The sequence below is a fragment of the Flavobacterium sp. CG_9.1 genome, assembly GCF_015751645.1.
In the GTDB taxonomy this organism is placed as follows: Bacteria; Bacteroidota; Bacteroidia; order Flavobacteriales; family Flavobacteriaceae; genus Flavobacterium; species Flavobacterium xanthum.
Genome location: NZ_JADOVC010000014.1, coordinates 77,725 through 99,608, shown reverse-complemented (window position 1 = coordinate 99,608; position 21,884 = coordinate 77,725). Strand labels below are relative to the sequence as shown.

The window sequence follows — 21,884 nt, the reverse complement described above, 5'->3', positions numbered from 1 at the left end:
CCCATCTCTTTGCGAACCGCCGAATACGTGACCCGTACGTTCGGTGGTGTGAGAGGCGCACTCCGTCAGTTACTGGCGGAGCCGTCTACTCGATTATAAGCCGTTTTAAGGTTATTAATGAATTCCCCGATATGACTTGCAAAATCGGAGATATTATTGAATTACCATCTAATGAATGGATATATTCTGACGGTAGCTATTGTGAAGATAAATATTTTGAAACATGGAGTCATATATTTGAGCGGGTAAATGGCTTATAACTAGTATATATGCGCTACGCAGTAGCGCTTATCTACCCAAATTTGGGTGTATAGGCGCTACTGCGTAGCGCATTGTTGACAAATATATAAATAATAAATTTAGTACAAATCATCAAATGGGCTTTTTATTTGTTGAATACTTTTTGTACTAACATGAGTGTATATTTCAGTTGTTTTGCTACTGTTGTGACCCAGTAATTCTTGTATGTATCTTAAATCAGTTCCGTTTTCCAGCAGATGAGTTGCGTAACTATGGCGCAACCAGTGTAATGTTACAGGTTTTGTTATTCCTGCTTTTTGTAATGCTTGTTTTAGTACTTGTTGCAAGCTGCGACTGTCATAAGCATGACCTTTTTGTTGTCCTTCAAATAAATATTTTTCAGGTTTAAATAAAGTGTAATAGTCACGCAGCAAATGTAAGATCTTAGGACTCAAAGGTACAATTCTGTCTTTCTTGCCTTTGGAGTTTTTGAGCAGTACGATATTTCTTTTGGAGTCAATATGTACGGGTTCCAGTGCCAATAATTCACCACAACGCAAACCACAACTGTAAATCAACGAAAGCATCATTTTATGTTTTATATTGCTGTGTGCTTCTAAAATTAATTTCACTTCTTCTTTACTTAATACATTTGGTAATAGTTTAGAACGTTTTGGTCGATGAATTTTTTCAATTTCTATTTTGGTTTCACGAACGGTCTTAAAATATAATTTGATGGCGTTTACGATTTGGTTTTGGTAGGAAGCAGATAAGTTGTTTTTTAGTATGTAGTCATTAGTGTACATGATTACATCATCATTTGATATTTCTTGGATTGCTTTTTCTCGATAAAAAACCAAAAACGATTTTAATGCTTCGCTGTATGTTCTTATAGTGCTGGGACTATATCTTTTTGAGGATAGCCATTGTGTGAACTTTTCTATCTGTGCTATGCCTTCTAGAGAGGGTACGGTGTGCGATGCTGGCTTTATTTTAAATCGCAATCGGTTATTTTCTGTATCAGGCAAATGCCAAGCTACTAGGGTTTGGCTCCATCGTGCGTCGTCAATTTGTTTGATTCGGGTGATGAATTCGATATTTTTTTCGAAATAAACGGCTATTCGTTTTTCGTTTTTGTGTGTGAGGAGTTTTGCAGACCAGTTCATATGGAGCGAATTAAAAAACTAAAGATATTGATTTTTAATCTAGTAGCGGGAGCTGCTTAATTGTTTACGGTAAATAGATTGAGTTATGGTTGTTTACCATATAAGTCATATAAGTTTTGTGTTTGGTGTTTTTAATTGTTTATCCTATAAGTCATGTAAGTTTTTGTTGTATTCTTTAGGTTTAGAAAACGCCATATAAGGTGTTGCGCTTATATGACTTATATGTTTTTAATTATTTATCCTATAAGTCATGTAAGTTTTATGTTTATTGATTAGAGTGAGAAAAAAGACAATGTACGGTGTTGCGCTTATATGGCTTATATGTTTTTAATTATTTAACATATAAGTCATGTAAGTTTTATGTTTATTGATTAGGTTTAGAAAGAGGCAGTGAATAGTGTTACGCTTCTATGGCTTATATGACTTATATGTTTTGAGATTTTTTATACTATAAGTCATGTAAGTTTTTTGTTGTATCGTTTAGGTTTAGAAAGCGCCATGTACGGTGTTGCGCTTATATGACTTATATGTTTTGAGATTTTTATCCTATAAGTCATGTAAGTTTTAGGTTTGTTGTTGTGTATTGTATGGTGTACTGAAATGCTTTGGTATTTTTTTTAGCCCTGATGGCAGTGAAAATCCTCTGGCTAGGGATGGCTATTTTTTTTCTGGCTGCAAAGAGCGACCATCGGAAGCTCCTTTGCCGCCTTGAAAAAAAAGCCACCCCAGGCAGAGATTGCAACGAACAGCAGGATTAGCTCCTAAAATGTCATCTTGTCAGATTTTTTTACGCCAATTTTAACATAAACTGACAATTTATTAGTGGGTTTTGTATTGGCACAAAGATTGACTTATCGACTTCGAGTCATTAAAACTAGTATACAATAAAATTAAATATATTTAAAATGGGTAAAATAATCGGAATTGATTTAGGTACGACCAACTCTTGTGTTTCTGTAATGGAAGGTAATGAAGCAGTTGTTATTCCTAATGCAGAAGGAAAAAGAACAACTCCATCTATCATCGCTTTTGTTGAAGGTGGGGAAATTAAAGTAGGAGATCCTGCTAAAAGACAAGCGGTAACTAATCCAACTAAGACTATTGCTTCTATCAAACGTTTTATGGGACGTGGTTTTGGTGAAGTTTCGGCTGAAGCAAAAAGAGTTTCATACAAAATTGTAAAAGGGGACAACAATACACCACGTGTGGATATTGATGGTCGTTTATACTCTGCTCAAGAATTGTCAGCTATGACACTTCAAAAAATGAAAAAAACTGCTGAAGACTATTTAGGTCAAACAGTTACGGAAGCGGTTATTACGGTTCCTGCTTACTTTAATGATGCACAACGTCAAGCTACGAAAGAAGCGGGTGAAATTGCAGGTCTTAAAGTAATGCGTATTATCAACGAGCCTACAGCAGCTGCACTTGCTTATGGTTTAGATAAAAAAGGAAAAGATCAAAAAATTGCTGTTTACGATTTAGGAGGAGGTACATTTGATATTTCTGTTCTTGAATTAGGAGACGGAGTTTTTGAAGTATTGTCTACAAACGGAGATACTCACTTAGGTGGAGATGATTTTGACCATGAAATTATTGACTGGTTAGCTGCTGATTTCTTAACGGAAGAAGGTATTGACTTGCGTTTAGATCCAATGTCTTTGCAACGTTTAAAAGAAGCTGCTGAGAAAGCAAAAATTGAATTGTCTTCTTCTGCGGAAACTGAAATCAACTTACCGTACGTAACGGCTACAGCTTCAGGACCAAAACACTTAGTTAAAAAATTAACTAGAGCACAATTTGAAAAATTAACTGACGCATTAGTAAAACGTTCTATGGCACCAGTTGCTAAAGCGCTTAAGGATGCTAATTTAACAGTTTCTGATATTGACGAAGTGATCCTTGTAGGAGGTTCTACTCGTATGCCAAGAATTGCTGAAGAGGTTGAAAAATTCTTTGGTAAAAAAGCGTCTAAAGGAGTAAACCCTGATGAAGTTGTTGCAATTGGAGCAGCTATTCAAGGTGGAGTTCTTTCTGGAGATGTAAAAGATGTATTGTTACTTGACGTTACACCTTTATCTTTAGGTATTGAAACTATGGGTGGAGTTATGACTACATTAATTGAGTCTAATACTACTATTCCAACTAAAAAATCTCAAGTTTTCTCTACTGCTGCAGATTCTCAACCAACAGTTGAATTGCACGTATTGCAAGGCGCTAGAGCAATGGCTGCTGATAACAAAACGATCGGTCGTTTTAACTTAGACGGTATTCCACCAGCACCAAGAGGGGTTCCACAAATTGAAGTAACTTTTGATATTGATGCTAATGGTATCATCAAAGTTTCGGCAACTGATAAAGGAACTGGTAAATCTCACGATATTCGTATCGAAGCTTCTTCTGGATTAACATCTGAAGAAATCGAAAGAATGAAACAAGATGCTGAAGCTAACGCTGAGTCTGATAAAATCGCAAGATCTAGAGCTGAAAAATTGAACGAAGCAGATGGAATGATTTTCCAAACTGAAACGCAATTGAAAGAACTAGGAGCTAAATTATCTGACGATAACAAAGTGGCAGTAGAATATGCATTGACTGAATTGAGAATGGCACACCAATCTCAAGACATTCCTGCAATTCAAACGGCTCTTGACAACATCAACGGTGCTTGGAAAAAAGCAACTGAAGCGATGTATGCTCAAGGTGAACAAGGTCAAGGGGATGCACAACCTCAAGGGGATGCAGCTCAAGGAGACAATGTTGAAGACGTTGAATTTGAAGAAGTAAAATAAGCAGAGAACTCCCGATATATCGGGATGTGAATCGCTTATCCCGATTTTAATCGGGATCTAAATAAGAGAAACCGAGTCAGCAATGGCTCGGTTTTTTTGTGTATTTGTTTTTTTAGGGTTGCTTTCTTGAGTACTAAATAAGTACAAATCGACAATCCTTATAGTAATCGAAATTTGAATAGTGAAAACCGAGTCAGCAATGGCTCGGTTTTTTTTATGCCTCTATTTTGTAGTTTGTTTTGTGCCAAACATTCTTGTGATCACAACTGCATGTGGAAAAGTGATGGCAGCCAAGAAAGAGAAAAATAAAGCATTGAAAAGCTGCTCTTCTCTAAATATAAAATAGATCAGTGCAATCCCTACAATGGAGATGAGCCAGTAAACTCCTGCTGCTCGACAATAGGCAACAAAATAGGTAGTAGAAAAGGAGCCGTTTAAAAACTTAATTTGGTCAATTATAGAAGGAATACTGTGCCATAAAACGAAGTAGATTGCAAAACCCCATATTAGACTGGAAGATTTAAAAAGGATCGCAAAGAGCAGTAAAAAAAAGAATTCTACTAGTAATTTTTTTCTGATTTTTTCTGATTTCCAATAAAAATAGGCGCTTAAGCCTAGGAAAGCACCAACTGAAACCTGCAGTGCTATCCAAAAGTAGGGAAGAGGCACAAGCACATTTGCTATTTTAAAGATGATGTTCTGCACTTGAATGGTGTGAAAATTAAATAACAAGAGCAAAATAACAAATCCGTAAAAAAAGTGGAATAGTAATAGGAGCCAAGTTGGAAAGTCATGTTCTAAATTTTGCCATTGCTGTTCTCCAAAATGATTCGCGCTCACTATGATAAAAAGTAAAAGCGCTACTTGTGGAATAATGTAAAACAAAAATATCCCTGCTAAAACAACCATTACGTAATATGCTAGTATTTTAAATCGAGAATTGGTTTGCTTTATCGTGTTTGTATTTTTAATTAGGAGCAAATCATTTGCGCCATGTAAAATTCCAAAGGTAAAAATCAAAAGGAAACCGGATAGTATTTGCATTTTTGTGGATAAGAAGGAATCCATCCACAATCCGAAAAAGCTAGCTACTATTGCGATATTTGAATAATTTTTCATTTAATTTAATTATTGTTTAAAATTAGGTAAAAAATAATAAACAAAAATGTTTTTTTATCGTTTAGCTTTTCATATATTTGGTTAAACAAAACCATTTAAAATTAATTTTTATGACAAATTTTATGTTTATTTCTGGATTAGTCGGGAAAATGTTACCTACTGATTATGTTGGATTTACTTTTTTTGTAGGCTGTATGGCTATGATGGCTGCATCAGCATTCTTCTTTTTATCATTGAGCCAATTTGATAAAAAGTGGCGAACTTCAGTATTAGTTTCAGGTTTAATTACCTTTATTGCTGCGGTACATTATTTCTACATGAGAGATTATTGGGCTTCATTTGGAGAATCGCCTACTTTCTTTCGTTACGTTGACTGGGTACTAACGGTGCCGTTAATGTGTTTGGAATTTTACCTAATACTAAAAGTAGCGGGAGCCAAACAATCATTACTATGGAAGATGATTATTTATTCTATTGTAATGTTAGTTACAGGTTACATTGGAGAAGTAATTGCTCCAGATAGTGCTGCTTTATGGGGATTCATTTCCGGAGCTGCTTATTTCTTAATCGTGTATGAAATATGGTTAGGTGAAGCATCAAAATTAGCTACAGCAGCTGGTGGAGAAGTGCTTAAAGCACACAAAATTTTATGTTGGTTTGTACTAGTAGGTTGGTCAATCTATCCATTAGGATATATGATGGGAACAACAGGATGGTACAACTCATTTATCCCTGCGGGTAACATCGATGTAGTGTACAACATTGCAGATGCTATCAATAAAATTGGATTTGGTTTAGTAATCTACAGTTTAGCTGTTAAGTCTTCTAAAGATTAATTCCTTTTTTCATCTTTAATTTGAAAACCGAACTAGAAATAGTTCGGTTTTTTTTATGGGTAAAAGTAATATCCGATTTTTCTATTCATTGCAATTCATAGTAAGTAGTTGGACTTATTTATTGCCGTACTATAAAATGAGTGAAATACTATTTAACATAAAAAGTCATGTAAGCATTAAACCTTAAATGACCTTATTATTGCTTAAGTTATCAGTCTTACACAAATGAAACTTTAATGACTTATATGGTAAAAAAAAATACATCATTGTTTTATTCTTATTACTTAGGTTGCTATAATAAGTAATAAATAGAGATTTATATGTTTTCAGGTTTAACATAGTTCACTTGTTATTTTGCACCATTGCACAGGTTTCCATTATACTCACTGTAAAAATGCAACATAATTTAGACGCTTCCAGTATGACAAATAGCAAGAATACAGGCGTACTAATTTTAATTGTGTTGAAAACAAATTATATTGGTATAAAATAATTATGTATCTGATTAATGAAAGTATACATCTGTGAATCTGCGGTAATGAAAATTTCCTGTATCTCAAAATACCCTGGGAGTAGTAGAAATAAAAAAGGAATACTTTCGCCAAAAGTAGTTATGCGATATTACTTAAGATACAAAAAAGGCTTTCCACTCTTGTTCGCCTAATTACTATAGCTATAAATCTGCGAATTTGTAATTAGTTTTTGAGAGTTTTGTTTAGTGTAAAAAAAAAGGGAAAATGTAGTGATACATTTTCCCTTTTTAATTCTATTTAATTATTTTATTTAGGATCTAAAGCTTCACTAATTCTGGATATTAAATCGAGTACGTGATATTTACTCATTCGATCAGTCATTCGAGAAGATGACATTTTCAAATCATTTTTTAGTGCATTCAATTGGCCTCTAGCAATAGATGGTAAGTCCGTTTGAGCTAAGTTAACTCTTCTGGTATTGAAACCATACGTTACGCCCACAGGTACTGATCGCACCGTGGTAGAACCTGGTTTTAGCAGTTCAATCATTTTATCTACATACAATTTTTGTACGTTTCTGCGATACATATCGATAGAACTGTTTCCTTTCAACTCAGAGAAAATTCCTTTATTCAAATCAGTAATCAATTCATCAACAGAATAATTGTCTTTACTGGCTGTAGAAGTTTCTAAAAGGCGCACCATTCGGTCTCCTGCCATCAAACTTGACAAGGTCGCATCTTGCATTCCTTTGATCGCTTCAACACCACTTTCAGGATTTATTTTGGAAAGAATGTTTTGATCCAACAACCATTTTGGCGTAGTGAATAATTGTGTATTCAAGAACGCTACCGCATCTTTTTGGATGCTTTTTGGTACTACTTGAAATTGATTTCCAGACATGTCATAGGTTTTAGGAGAATCATAAATCCCCCCTACGTTTTTAGTAACGTGGCCCATATATCTTCTAAACTGTCCGGTAAGTGCACCATAAAGTTCCTCTAATTCTGAATAACTTTCGCCATCTTCCTTAGACCATTGCAATAAATTAGGAAGGATTCTTTTCAAGTTTTTAATTCCGTATTCAGAAGCGCGCATTGCATTATCACCTATATCTTCTGTTTGATATCTTGGGTCGTAAGGGCTAGATTCAGAACCAAACCACAAGCGATTATTTTTATACGCTTCCTTAGTCATTTCGTTTAAGAATGCTTTTTCTTGCGCTTCAGTCTTAGTGTCTTCAAAATAAGAATAGCCCCATTTGATAGCCCACTTATCATAATCTCCAATTCTTGGAAACAAAGCTGTAACGCCATCTTCTGGTTGTGCTACGTAGTTAAAACGAGCATAATCCATGATTGACGAAGTGTGACCGTTTTTGTCTTGGTAGTCTTTGTCTCTTAGTTTTTCAACTGGAGTGGCTGAACTGGCTCCCATATTGTGACGCAATCCTAAAGTGTGTCCCACTTCATGCGAGGAAACAAATCGGATTAATTCTCCCATTAATTTATCATCAAATTTCTTAGCTCTTGCCGCAGGGTCAACCGCAGCGGTTTGAATCAAATACCAGTTTCTTAAAAGACTCATGATATTGTGGTACCAACCAATGTGGCTTTCTAAAATTTCACCTGTTCTTGGGTCATGAACATTAGGACCATAAGCATTTTGAATTTCGGCGGCAAAATACCGTAGTACAGAGAAACGGGCATCTTCCAAGCTCATTGTTGGATCATTTTCTGGCCAATATTCACCGCGGATTGCATTTTTCCAACCGGCATTTTCGAAAGCAACCTGCCAATCGTCAATACCTTGTTTGATGTACTTTTTCCATTTTTCTGGAGTAGCCGGATCAATGTAGTACACAATAGGTTTCAAAGGCTCAATCAATTCCCCCATTTTTTGTTTTTGGGCATCTTCAGGAGATTTTGGTTCTAAGCGCCATCTTACCGCAAAGACTTTGGTATCTGATTTTTGAGATTCTTCTTCAAACACACCATATTGATTGGCAAAATAACCTACACGCGCATCAAAAGCTCTTTTACGCATCGGATTTTTTGGCAATAAAATCATGGAAGTATTCATTTCTACAGTAAGTACTCCAGCATCTAAAGCCGATGGCAAATCAACTCCAATTTTTGGTGTTGGCGAAGTATTTATTTTTGGAGGGGTTGTAGTAAAGGTTTTTACACTTCTAATTTCAGTATTGATCGGGAAACTACTTACTTTTGAAATAAACGATCGGTCTTTTTGAAACGCTTGAATGTTTAATAGTTGTTTCTTTATTGGATCCAAAGAAAAAGTTTGCACATCAGCATCAAAAGTGGTAGCTAAGTCGACCACATAACCAGTAATTTTTCCAGCTTCATCTTTTTTATAGGCCAGCACGTCATAATTACCAATGATTGGATCCGAAGTTGAATTCTTAACCGCTTGAGCCAATGGTTTATCTGCATCTGGAGACATAATCACATAGGTGATAGAGCGCAGCAGGATATTGTTATTTAATCCTTTTTCCCAGCGAACCACTTGTCTGTTGATTTCTTCTCCACCAAAGATTCCTCCGCCGGCAGGAGTTTTAGAATAACGGGTGATGGTCATCATTTCACTTCCTAAAATAGAATCTGGAATTTCAAAAAGGTATTTGTTGTCAATTTTATGAACATCAATCAAACCTTTTTGGGTAACAGCACTCGAATCAATTACTTTCTTATACGGTTTAGGTTCTTTTTTGGCATCACTTGCCTTAGTATCTACTTTGGCAACGGCATTTTTATCTGCTTTTCTCTTTTTTCTGCTTTGAGCAAAGGTCTCTGGAGCGGAAAAAATCAACAGAAATACAATAATTAGGGTTAGTTTTTTTTTAAGCATGTAGTTCTACATAAAATGGTTAATAATTAGTTTTTAGCATATAAAGAAGAGAATCTTCTATTTATATACCATTAATCCTCAAATCTATTGATATATTTTGAAAAATATACCGTTTGAAAATTCAATTTCAAATAATTAACATAAATTAACATTCGTTGAAAAGGATTGTTTTGCTTATTTTACATGATTTTTCTCAGCATGAAGCGACTTATTTCTGCTTATTTTTGTCGCTACAATTGCAAATCAAAAACGTGTTCGTGACCGCAGGAGCTTCAAAGTGGACCAGCTGCGGTACATTTGAAAAAGATTTTTTGTAATATTACTTCATAAATCAGTTGGAATGAGAAAAATTAAGTACAAAAAAGGAAAGAAATTACAACCCTATAATCTGGAGTATACTGGAATTCATAAAACTAAGGATTCAGAGATTCAATTGTTCGTTTATGATGATTTGAACTTATCAGAGTACGAAGATTTTAAAGTGTCTAATCTAGATAAGTATATAGACGGTCAAAAAACAAATTGGATTAATATTCATGGATTAAATAATGTAGAGTGGTTAAAATCGATAAGCGCTTATTTTAAAATCGATAACTTCATGTTGGCCGATATTATGAATACGGTACGAAGAACCAAACTGGAGGAATCACATGAATTTTTATTTTTCAATATAAAATCAATATTGCCTACGGAAAACTCCGATAATATTAATGTGGAGCAAATCAGTTTTCTGTTAAAAGAGGGGGTTTTAATTTCTTTTCAGGAAAAAAGAAGTGATTTTTTTACCCACATTCGGGAGCGAATTCGCACCCATTCTGGACTAGTGAGAGAAAAGAAAGCAGATTATTTATTGTACGTTCTGCTGGATGCTATCATGGAAAATTTTTACATTACGTTAGAAAATGAAGAGGATAAGCTAGAGGAGTTAATCAATCTAAGCAAGCAGAGCCCAGATCCCGAAATTCTCGAACGGATTGAGAAGCACAGGGATAATTTTAATTTTTTGAAGCGGTCCATTATTCCGCTTCGGGATTCCTTGTATGACATCAAAAGCATTAAGGATGACAATGTTTTTAATGCGATGGAAAGTGATACTTTTAGCTTTTTTGCCCGCTTGCATCAAAAGAGTTTAGAACTTTTAGAGCAAATAGAATCAGATATGGGTTCCTTGGAGAGTGCTTCTAATTTCTATTTCTCGGCACAAACGCATAAGATGAATGAGATTATGAAAACGTTGACCATTGTTTCTGCTATATTTATTCCACTTACTTTTATAGTGGGAGTTTACGGAATGAATTTTGAATACATGCCAGAACTCAAGCGGCATTACGGTTATCATACGGTCATGGGTGCTATGTTTTTAATAGTAGTTGGAATGATTATTTACTTTAAAAAACGCCGTTGGTTTTAATAGCGATCATTCAAAATATTCAATTTTTGGAATTAAATAAAAAATAAAAAAATGAACAAGGCCATTTATATAGCGACAAGCGAGCAAAATAGCGGTAAGTCGATTATCACACTAGGACTAATGAGCATGCTAATTGGTAAAACTGCCAAGGTGGGCTATTTTAGACCTATAATTGAAGATATTGAAGAAGGAGGATTTGACAATCACATTGAGACGGTGATTGGCCATTTTGGTTTAGATATCGCATTTGAAGATGCTTTTGCTATTACGAAAAGTAAGCTAATCAAGAAAAAAAATAAAGGAAAAATAGGGGAGGTTCTTGATTTGATTATTGAAAAATATAAAAAACTTGAGGAACGATTTGACTTTGTTTTGGTCGAAGGAACTGGCTTCAGCGGAGAAGGAACCGTGATCGAATTAGATATGAATGTGCTGATTGCTAAAAATTTGGGAATCCCAACCATTATTGTTGGATCTGGAGTAGGTAAAACCTTAGAGGAACTCTTGGACAGTTTGTATCTCGCCTATGATTCTTTTAAAGTGAAAGATGTAGAGGTTTTGGCCGTAATTGCCAATAAAGTGCAGCATGAAAATATAGACATAGTCACAACTGGCCTACGAAAAAGTTTGCCTGAAAGCGTGTTGGTAAATGCGATTCCTTTGATCCACAATTTGAATAATCCAACAGTTCAAGAAATTGTTAAGGAGCTGGATGCAAAAGTACTTTTTGGCGAAGCCCACCTAAACAATCAAACAGGAAATTTTAGTGTAGGCGCGATGCAGTTGCGAAATTATTTACTGCACTTAAAAGAAAACAGTCTGGTAATTACTCCGGGCGATAGAGCCGATATTATTTTGGGAGCTTTACAAGCAAATGAGTCGGCTAATTATCCTACTATTTCTGGGATCGTTTTAACAGGGAATATTGTGCCTGAAGTCAGTATTCTCAAGCTTATTGAAGGTCTTTCGACCATTGTGCCTATTATTGCAGTAGAAGAAGGAACGTATTATATTACCAATAAAATAGGTTCTATTAAATCTAAAATTTACGCAAACAACAAGCAGAAGATTGAAATTTCGATTACTACTTTCGAAAAATATGTGGACTTAGACAACTTAGCTGAAAAATTAATCACTTTTGAAGCAGAAGGAATGACACCCAAAATGTTTCAATATAATTTGGTAAAAAGAGCGAGACAGCATAGAAAACATATTGTGTTGCCAGAAGGCAATGACGACAGAATCATAATGGCAGCTTCCCGTTTATTAGAGATGGATGTAGTCGATATTTCTATCATTGGAAATAAAAAACAAATAGAAAGTAAGGTCGCAGAGTTGGGCTTGTTTTTTGACTTTTCCAAAGTAGAAATCATCAATCCCATAGCATCTGAGCATTATGACGATTATGTAAATACGTATTATGAGTTGCGAAAAGCCAAAAATGTAACCTTGGGAATGGCGAAAGATTTGATGGAAGATGTTTCGTATTTTGGAACGATGATGGTGTATAAAGGCCACGCAGACGGAATGGTTTCTGGAGCGGCACATACCACGCAACACACCATTTTACCTGCGCTGCAATTCATTAAAACAAAACCGAATTCCTCTGTAGTTTCATCTATATTTTTCATGTGTTTAGAGGACAGGGTTTCTGTTTTTGGAGATTGCGCCATTAATCCTAATCCTACCGCGGAGCAATTGGCTGAAATCGCTATTTCCTCAGCAGATTCTAGTTTGGCTTTTGGAATTGAACCAAAAATCGCCATGCTTTCCTATTCATCTGGTTCATCCGGAAAAGGCGATGAAGTAGACAAAGTGCGAACAGCTACTGAAATAGTGCGGAAAAAACGCCCCGATTTAAAAATTGAAGGTCCTATTCAATACGATGCTGCCGTTGATATGGCCGTTGGAAAAAGTAAATTACCCAATTCAGAAGTGGCAGGACAAGCGAGTGTTTTGATTTTTCCGGATTTAAATACAGGAAATAATACCTATAAAGCGGTACAAAGAGAAACAGGTGCGCTGGCAATTGGTCCAATGTTGCAAGGATTGAACAAACCGGTAAACGATTTGAGCCGCGGTTGTACGGTAGATGATATTATAAATACAGTCGTGATTACGGCCATTCAAGCACAGGGATTGTAAAGAGGCACTAAGGTTCTAAGTGACTAAGGGCCTTAGTGTCTTTGGATCTTAGAACCGTAAAAAAATTAAAAAATAAATGAAAATAGTAATTATAAACTCAGGCAGTTCGTCTATAAAATACCAGTTAATCAGTATGCCGGCAAACGAAGTGATTTGTTCAGGGATGATTGACAGAATAGGATTGGAAACTTCGAATTTAACGTATGTAACGGATACGACTAAATTAGAAGAAAACGTGCCTATTGCAAACCATAAAATTGGATTAGAAAAAATTGCCCAACTCTTACTGGATGAAACAGTTGGAGTGATTACAAGCACCGCAGAAATTGATGCCGTTGGACATCGTGTCGTTCATGGAGGAAGTGCATTTTCTAATACGGTAATTATTACTGCTGCAGTCAAGGATAAAATTAGACAGCTTTTTGAATTAGCTCCTTTGCATAATCCTGCAAATTTAGAAGGAATAATTGTGGCGGAAGCGATTTTTAGTGGAGCCAAACAAGTGGCTGTTTTTGATACGGCCTTCCACCAAACTATTCCAGTTGTGGCCCACAAATATGCAATACCCAATTACCTTTTGACAGAAAATAAAATACGCGTATATGGTTTTCACGGAACGAGTCACAAATATGTTTCGGAAAATGCGATTCAGTATTTAAAGCAAAATTCTTTAAATAAAGGGTCTAGAATTATCACGATCCATTTAGGAAATGGTTGCAGTATGACCGCGATAAAAGATGGGAAAAGCATCGATCATACGTTGGGTTTTGGTCCAATGAACGGATTGATTATGGGAACCCGAAGCGGAGATCTAGATCAATCCGTGATTTTTTACTTGGTCAATACATTAGGGTACTCGCTTGAAGCCGTGAATACGATGTTGCAAAAACAGAGCGGAATGCTGGGACTTACCGGCTACAGCGATTTAAGAGACATAGAAGCCAATGCGGAAAATGGAAATGCCGATTGTCAGTTGGCTTTGGCGATGAATGCCTACCGTATAAAGAAATATATTGGATCCTACACCGCAGTTTTAAATGGATTAGACGCTATTATTTTTACGGCGGGAATTGGAGAAAATTCTTCTTATATCCGGAAATTAGTGTGTACGGATATGGACTATTTCGGAATAAAATTGGATGAGTCCAAAAATGAAATTCGGTCCAAGGCTATTCGAGAAATCAATACCGAGGATTCTAAAACTAAAATATTAGTAATTCCTACCAATGAAGAAATCGAAATTGCCAATCAGGTTTTTGAATTGCTAACGACTTAATAAATGCAATAGTACTAAAAAAGCTTCTCTAACCAGAAGCTTTTTCTGGCTCTATATTTAATAAATCTGTTTATATTTGGACATAAAATACCCTATTTTGAAAGTAAAAATTGCCCTCTTCTTCCTCTTATATTTTAGCTCCTTGCCCTTTTATTCGCAAGAGTTGCTTCCGTTTGTTGAAAATTATAACAAATCAAATTATCAAGGTGATAATCAGATCTGGAGTGTAGCACAAGGGAATGATAGCGCAATGTACTTTGCTAATAATTATTACTTACTGCGGTATGATGGGGTAAAATGGGAGAAATATAGTTTGCCAAACAAAACCATAATTCGTTCCGTAATGGTCGATGGGGATCGTATTTATACAGGTTCGTATAAAGAATTTGGCTATTGGACCCGAAAAAAAGGAAAGATGATTTATGTCTCTATTTCTGATAAAACAAAGGTTTTTGATGATAGTGATAATGAAGAAATTTGGAAGATATTTAAATTCAAAGGTAAAATTTACTTTCAATCGTTTAACGGACTTTTTTTGTATGATGGAAAAGTAATACAGAAAAATAAATTCCCTTTTCTGGTTTCGTATTGTTTTGTGGTAGACAATCAATTATTAGTAGCTTCAGTAGAAAAAGGAATTCATAGAATGAATGGTGCCGCATTTGAAAAAATTCCAGGATGGTCCATCTTAGAAAATAACGTAATTCATGCTATTGAAAAATTCCAAAATAAAATCTATTTTTTTACCAAAAAAAATGGTGTTTATGTAGCAGAAAACGGAGTTCTTAAACCTTGGAATAGTACTCTAAATCCAATTTTGAAAGCAGCTAACATCAATGTTGCGGCCTTCATTAAAAACAATAAATTAGTTATAGGAACGGCTAATAAAGGGGTTTATATTTTTGATTTAAACACGAATTCATATCAAAATATCAATCGGAATAATGTCTTGATGAACAACTCCATTTTGAGTATTGGTTTAGACAAAGAGAATGACTTATGGTTGGGATTAGACAATGGAATTGCTCATATTGAGGTTAATTCTCCTATTTCTATCTTTTACGATAATTCAGGTGTTTTAGGATCGGTTTATTCTGTTGCAAGTACGTCAAAAGGCTATTTGATGGCTTCTAACCATGGGATTTTTAAATATGAAGACAAGCAACTTTCCTTAATACCGGATACGCAAGGACAAGCTTGGAATATCAGTAAATTAAATGATAAATACTTGATAGGTCATAATGAAGGGACTTTTCTTTACGATAATGGCGTGTTTTCTAAACTAAGTACTATAAATGGAGGGTGGAATGTAACCAAAAGCAGCATTAATAATTCGTATTTGCAAGCAACTTACAGCGGCGTATTTATTTATAAGGATGTGAATAATTTGAATCAAAATATAGTAATAAAGGGAATTTTAAAACCGATAAAATATGTTGCTCAAAACCGAAAAAATGAAATATGGGCTGCGGATAATAATAGAGGTTTGTATCGAATTCTTTATAATGATGCGTACGAAACAACTGCTTTAAAGAATGTAACGCAAAGCAGCAAAATTAAGAATGATTTTGGGGTGAAAATATTTGAGTTTAGAAATGAGATTCTATTTTTAATCAATAAGTTATGGTACACTTATAATTCCATCACTAACCAATTAGAAGAAAATGAATTGTTTAATGCAAACTTTAAAAATGTATCAAATATCGTATCCATTGATGAAAATCACTTTCTACTACTACAAGAAGGGCTTTTATATACTATTTATGCTAAAGGGAATAAATTTGTTCGCAACATTATCCAAGAGAAATATTATAGGGGTAAAATTATCAATGACAATTTAAAAGTATTCAAATACAAAAACAATTATTTGTTAAATCTGGATGATGGTTTTATTTCGCTGCAATTAAAAGAGGTAAATAAGAGTGATTCTAAAATTAGGATTGAAGCTTTTGTGAACGACGTTTTGGTTCCAAATAAATCTAAAATCCCTTATAATTCTGAATTACAGTTGCATGTATTGTCTGGTGTTTTTGGAGCAGCAAGACCTAATTTATTTTATAAAATAAGCGGAACAAAAGAATTTATTCCTGTAAGCGAAGGATTGATTGTTTTAAATAATTTAAATAGTGGCTCTGCAGAGATTAGCTTTTATCTTCATGATGGACTTAATTATGACTTGCTTTCTAATTTCCAGTTTATTGTGGCCAAGCCTTGGTATTTTTCGCTTTGGATGATTGCATTGTATCTAACTGTTATCGGTTTGATTTTGTATCTGTATTACAAATGGAATAAAATGCGATATGTTCAAAAGTTAGCGTTGCGAGATGAAGAATTAAAGCATCAAAAGAAAATTCTCGAAATGGAATTAAAGGCTGATAACGAATTGAATATTCAGGAATATGAGAAACATATTTTAGAATTAGAATTGCAATCCAAATCCTCAGAAGTAGCAGGAAAGTCACTATCAATTGCAAAGCAAAGTGAAATGATAGAGAATATTCAAGGAATTTTAGATTCGGATATGGATTTCAATAAATTGAAAAGTGAAATTAAAAAAGTCATTAAAATTAATGCTGTCAACAAACATGAATGGGAAACATTTGAGACAAATTTGAACCAAATTCATAATGAATTCATCATTCATCTTTCTAAAAAATATCCGGCTCTCACCTCAAAGGATATTAAGCTTTGTATTTACTTAAAAATGAATCTTTCATCTAAAGAAATTGCACCCATGATGAATATTTCTTTCAGAGGAGTGGAGTTGCATCGCTATCGTTTGCGTAAGAAATTGAACCTTACTCAAGAAGAAAATCTTTCTAAATTTTTATTAACGATATAAAAGACGCGTTATTTTTATTGATACGTTATTAAATAACCTCTTTTGTTGTGAAATCCTAGTACATCATTACTACATCATACAGTCATGATACAGCACACTTGTGTGGTCGTTAGCTCCCATAAAACATTGATTTATTGTCTTATTTTACAATTTTGATGTAATTATGTAGTAATTTCATTTAACTAACTATAACGTTGTAATTATCTACTTTGGCTGTAATTAATTTAACAAATTATTAATATATGAGAAATATTATTTTTAGCTTTTTAGCACTCCTATTGCTTCCAGCCTACATGTCTGGTCAAGTAATTAAGGGAAAAGTAGTGGATAAGGTAGGGTTAGGAATTCCTGGAGCAATTATTATTGCAACTGAATCTAAAACTTCTGCTGATACTGATTTTGATGGTAATTTTGATATCAATGCCAAAATCGGTGAGGTATTAAAAATAAGTATGCTCGGTTTCGAAGCTATTTCTGTTACAGCAACTGACGGGGTAATGAATATAACATTAAGCGATTCAAAGGATACTGAATTGAAAGAGGTTGTTATTATTGGGTATGGATCTCGAAAAAAATCAGATAATACAGGTTCAATTTCACAACTTTCCGCATCGGATATCACCAAAACGAAAGTACTGAATGCCACGCAAGCGATTCAAGGAAAAGCAGCAGGTGTTCAAGTTATTGGAACTGATGTGCCAGGTGCCTCTCCTTCACTTATCATTAGAGGTATTGGTACGTATGGTGCTGATAGAACACCATTATATGTTGTGGATGGTATTCCTACCAAAAATATTAATAATTTAAATTCAAATGATATTGCGTCTTTTGATATTTTAAAAGATGCTTCATCATTAGCAATTTATGGTAATCAAGCGGCTAATGGAGTAGTTATTATCACTACTAAAAAAGGAAAAGGAGACAGAACGACGGTTGAATATGATGGTTTTTACGGGGTTCGTACACCGCTAAAAACAGTTAAAATGGCTGGTTCTAATCGGTTTGCTTATTACTCTGATGTGGCAGAACAAAACACTAGATTTTCAACAGATCAACGTTATAATACGAATTGGTTTGATGAAATTACTAGATTAGGAATGTATTCGTCTAATAATTTATCCATTTCTGGTGCATCTGAAAAAATCAATTATTTATTCAGTTTGAATTATTATGACGAAAAAGGTGTTTTAGACGGATTGGATTTTAATCGTTTTACTTTTAGAAATAATAACGATTACAAGCTTTCGGATAAACTAAAAATCACTCAAACTTTAAGTGGTTCGATATCTAAGTCTACGCCAAAGCCATTATCTGCTTTTACTTCGGCTTACAAACAATCGCCTTTGGTACCAGTGCGTTATGACAATGGAAGATGGGGAATGCCAATTATTGGGGCTGATGGACAAGCTTCAACTACTGGATCTTTATTTAATAACGTTGGAAATCCTGTAGCTCAATTAAACTATTTTACCGAGGAACAAAAAAATCTATTGCTACAGGGAAGTATTGGACTGGAATACAAAATTTTTGAAGAATTAAAATTCACATCTAGAGTTGGATTGGAGTACAATACTTTTAAAAGATTTTCTTATACGCCTACACGTGAATTATGGTTGGCAGCAGATCCTTCAAGAGATGTGGCTAATTACTCGGCTTCAGAGCCAATAAATGAATTGGTAACTGGAAGAAGCGATTACTTTAACTGGAATTTTGATAATTTCTTGACGTACAATAAAAAGTTTGCCGATATTCATGATGTTGAAGTAACATTAGGTATGTCAGCTCAAGAATTTGGAAGCCGTGAAGAATTAGAAGTAAGAGGCAGAAACGTACCTGAAAACTCTAATTATTGGAGTTTAAATTTGTCTAATGCTCCTTCTAATAATCTTGTAACACGACACGTTATTGGAAATCAAAGAAATTTAATTGGGTATTTTGCTCGATTTCAATATACATTAATGGAAAAATACCTTTTCACGGGTACGATTCGTAGAGATGGTTCTTCACAATTTGGTTCCGATAATAAATGGGGTAATTTCCCGTCATTTGGTTTAGGATGGGTTCTTTCAAAAGAGGGCTTCCTTGCAGAAAGTAAAACAATTAATTTCTTAAAACTACGAGGTGGTTGGGGAAGATTAGGGAATCAAAATGTTCCTATTAACCAACAAACTTTTAGTTCTGGTGCTGGATTAGGATATGATTTTGGAGGTTCACTTTATTCAGGAACAACTATTGGTGCATTTATTGACCCTACTTTGGGTTGGGAAATTACGGATGAGGCTTCTGTTGGTTTAGATTTTAAAGCTATAGAAAACAAATTATCTGGATCATTTGATTGGTATGATAAAAATACATCTAATGTAATACTTAATGTTACTCCACCGCTTACAGTGGGTACAGGAGCTACTCCAGCTCATGCCGGTGAAATCTCTAATACTGGATTTGAAGTTTCGTTGCGTTGGGATGATAACATCAATGATGATTTAAAATATTGGATTGGTGCCAATTATTCGAATAATAAAAATGAAGTTTCAAAAGTATACAATCCATTAGCCATTAGACAAAATGGAGGTTCCATTAACAACGGTCAGTTTACAAAACGATTGGAAGTAGGAGAACCTTTGGGAAGTTTCTATTTGTTTGAAGTAGCGGGTTACGATGCGAATGGTAATTTCACTTATTTTGATCAAGATGGCGGAATTACTTCTAATCCAGTGGAAACAGATAGAAAATTCTTTGGGTCTTCATTACCAACGTATTATTATGGTATGAATTTAGGTTTTGAATACAAAAACATTGATTTTTCAGTTGACGGTTACGGAGTAGGCGGAAACAAAGTGTATAACGGTAAAAAAGCACAACGTTTTGGTAACGAAAATATTGAAGCCAGTATAGCTACTGATTTTTGGACTCCATCAAATACTACTGCTGGAAATCCGGCACCGTTTAATTCAGTTCCATTATCTTCAGATTACTATTTAGAATCAGGAGCTTTCCTTAGAGTAAACAACATTACTTTAGGATACACATTACCTAAAATGACAAAATCTGTTTCTTCAGTTCGTATTTATGCAAGTGCTATAAATCCATTTATATCTCAAAAATTCACCGGATATTCTCCAGAATTGAATAATGATGGTGATCCAATGGGACTGCAAGGAATTGAGTTAGATGCTTATCCGACATTGAGTTCTTTCATTATTGGTGCTAACGTAAAATTTTAATAAGATGAAAAAAATATTTATACCCATAACTTTAGTAGCTGTAGCGCTGCTTTCTAGTAATTGTTCCAATGATTTTATTGAAGTCGCTCCCACAGAAAACATTGCCGAAGCCGATTTGCTAACAATCTATAATAACAATGAAGGAGCAAAAAGTTTTGTAACGGCTATTTATAGCAACGCTTTAAGCTTTAGTGCGAGTTCATTTTCATGGAACGGATTAACCAGTATGACCTCAGATGATGCTGATAAAGGATCAGATCCGGGAGATTCAGGGACCGATAAAGACAAGTGTGATGCATTGACCTTAGATGCTACTTCATTATCTGTTCAAGAAGTTTTTGAAACTAATTACCAAGGGATAAGCAAGGCCAATATTGCGCTAAACTACCTTCCGAGGTTAGACAAAGCGGATGCTGCTGTTATAGAACGATTAACAGGTGAAGCTAAATTTCTTCGCGCTCTAATGTATTTTAATCTGGTTAGATGTTACGGTGGTGTGCCAATTGTGGATCACGTTCCGGTTCCATCATCAGCCGAAGATACCGATATGACATTAATTCGCAAATCGAAAGAAGAGGTTTATAAATTCATCGAAACAGATATATTAGCGGCTATTGCTGCACTTCCTGAAAAATCCGGCTACGCAATTTCTGATTTGGGAAGAGCAACAAAAGGTGCTGCTCATGCTTTATTAGCCAAAGTATATTTGTACCAAGGAAATTGGCAAGGTGTCAGAGACCAAAGTGCTGCTGTAACTGGATATAATTTAGTTACTGATTATGCTACAATTTGGAGAGAAGTTGGTGAGGATAGTGTTGAATCTATATTTGAAATCCGTGGTTACGGAGGAAATCCATCGCAAGGGATTGAGGGATATATGGTTTCTCAAGGAGCCAGAGGAACAAGCGGTTGGGGCTGGGGTTTCAATACTCCTTCTGCAAGTTTAGCTAATTCGTATGAAACTGGCGATGTAAGAAGAGACGCTACAATTATTTTTGCAGGCGAAACGATGTGGGACGGCAGAATAGTTTCTCCACTTGTTGCTAATCCGAGATATAATGAAAAAGCGTATGTAAGTAATACAGCAGAAACGTTTAATGGGGATTGGGAAACTACTAAAAATATCCGCGTCTTGCGTTACGCAGAAGTATTATTGATGCAAGCGGAAGCTGCAAACGAAAGCGGTACAGGTGATGTTACAGGACCGTTAAATAGAGTAAGAAGCAGAGCTGGTTTAGCTAATACAACCGCTACAGGACAAGTTGCTTTGAGAGCTGCTATCAGAGCAGAAAGAAGACATGAATTGGCTTTTGAGCATGACAGATGGTTTGATATCGTTAGAACAGGTCAGGCAAAAGCAGTTATGGCGGCAGATGGAAAAACTTTTGTAGAAGGTAAACATGAATTGTTTCCGATTCCTCAAAAATTCATCACACAAGCTAATGGAAAAGCGACACAAAATCCAGGGTATTAATTAAAAAAAATCCAGCAT

The 21,884-nt window shown here is 34.9% G+C and carries 11 protein-coding genes; 8 read left to right on the top strand and 3 right to left on the bottom strand.

Going from position 1 to position 21,884, the window contains the following annotated elements; all coding sequences use genetic code 11:
- Window positions 1-359 precede the first annotated feature (359 nt).
- A complete protein-coding gene (xerA, locus tag IWX83_RS09475) occupies window positions 360-1,406 on the bottom strand; it encodes a site-specific tyrosine recombinase/integron integrase (RefSeq protein ID WP_196829265.1) in 1,047 nt (348 codons plus the stop codon).
- A 905-nt stretch (window positions 1,407-2,311) separates the two neighbouring features.
- Between xerA and dnaK the strand changes: the two genes are divergently transcribed.
- Window positions 2,312-4,198, top strand: a complete 1,887-nt coding sequence (gene dnaK, locus IWX83_RS09470) for a molecular chaperone DnaK (RefSeq protein ID WP_196829263.1) — start codon at window positions 2,312-2,314, stop codon at window positions 4,196-4,198.
- Between the two features lie 222 nt (window positions 4,199-4,420).
- Here dnaK and IWX83_RS09465 read toward each other — a convergent pair whose 3' ends face one another.
- Window positions 4,421-5,317 carry a Brp/Blh family beta-carotene 15,15'-dioxygenase gene (locus IWX83_RS09465; RefSeq protein ID WP_196829261.1) on the bottom strand — a complete coding sequence of 299 codons (897 nt, stop codon included), beginning with the start codon at window positions 5,315-5,317 and terminating at the stop codon, window positions 4,421-4,423.
- A gap of 110 nt (window positions 5,318-5,427) precedes the next feature.
- On the opposite strand from IWX83_RS09465, the gene IWX83_RS09460 reads away from it, so the two are divergent.
- Window positions 5,428-6,153: a bacteriorhodopsin-like gene (locus IWX83_RS09460; RefSeq protein ID WP_073353058.1), complete on the top strand. Its 726-nt coding sequence runs from the start codon at window positions 5,428-5,430 to the stop codon at window positions 6,151-6,153.
- Between the two features lie 779 nt (window positions 6,154-6,932).
- Here IWX83_RS09460 and IWX83_RS09455 read toward each other — a convergent pair.
- Window positions 6,933-9,494: a zinc-dependent metalloprotease gene (locus IWX83_RS09455; protein ID WP_196829259.1), complete on the bottom strand. Its 2,562-nt coding sequence runs from the start codon at window positions 9,492-9,494 to the stop codon at window positions 6,933-6,935.
- A 340-nt stretch (window positions 9,495-9,834) separates the two neighbouring features.
- Here IWX83_RS09455 and corA point away from each other — a divergent pair, with 340 nt between their 5' ends.
- The 6 genes from corA (at window position 9,835) to IWX83_RS09425 (ending at window position 21,866) form a co-directional block, all read left to right on the top strand.
- Entirely contained in the window at window positions 9,835-10,905 is a 1,071-nt protein-coding gene (gene corA, locus IWX83_RS09450) for a magnesium/cobalt transporter CorA (protein WP_196829257.1), read from the top strand.
- Between the two features lie 51 nt (window positions 10,906-10,956).
- Window positions 10,957-13,050, top strand: coding sequence for a phosphate acetyltransferase (pta, locus tag IWX83_RS09445; RefSeq protein ID WP_196829255.1), 2,094 nt, complete (start codon window positions 10,957-10,959; stop codon window positions 13,048-13,050).
- Window positions 13,051-13,126: 76 nt separating this feature from the next.
- Entirely contained in the window at window positions 13,127-14,326 is a 1,200-nt protein-coding gene (locus IWX83_RS09440; protein WP_196829253.1) for an acetate/propionate family kinase, read from the top strand.
- 97 nt (window positions 14,327-14,423) lie between these two features.
- Window positions 14,424-17,168, top strand: coding sequence for a histidine kinase (locus IWX83_RS09435; protein WP_196829251.1), 2,745 nt, complete (start codon window positions 14,424-14,426; stop codon window positions 17,166-17,168).
- Window positions 17,169-17,410: 242 nt separating this feature from the next.
- Window positions 17,411-20,392 (top strand): TonB-dependent receptor, encoded by a 2,982-nt coding sequence (locus tag IWX83_RS09430; RefSeq protein ID WP_073353042.1) that lies wholly within the window; start codon window positions 17,411-17,413, stop codon window positions 20,390-20,392.
- 4 nt (window positions 20,393-20,396) lie between these two features.
- Window positions 20,397-21,866: a RagB/SusD family nutrient uptake outer membrane protein gene (locus IWX83_RS09425; protein ID WP_196829249.1), complete on the top strand. Its 1,470-nt coding sequence runs from the start codon at window positions 20,397-20,399 to the stop codon at window positions 21,864-21,866.
- Window positions 21,867-21,884: the final 18 nt, after the last annotated feature.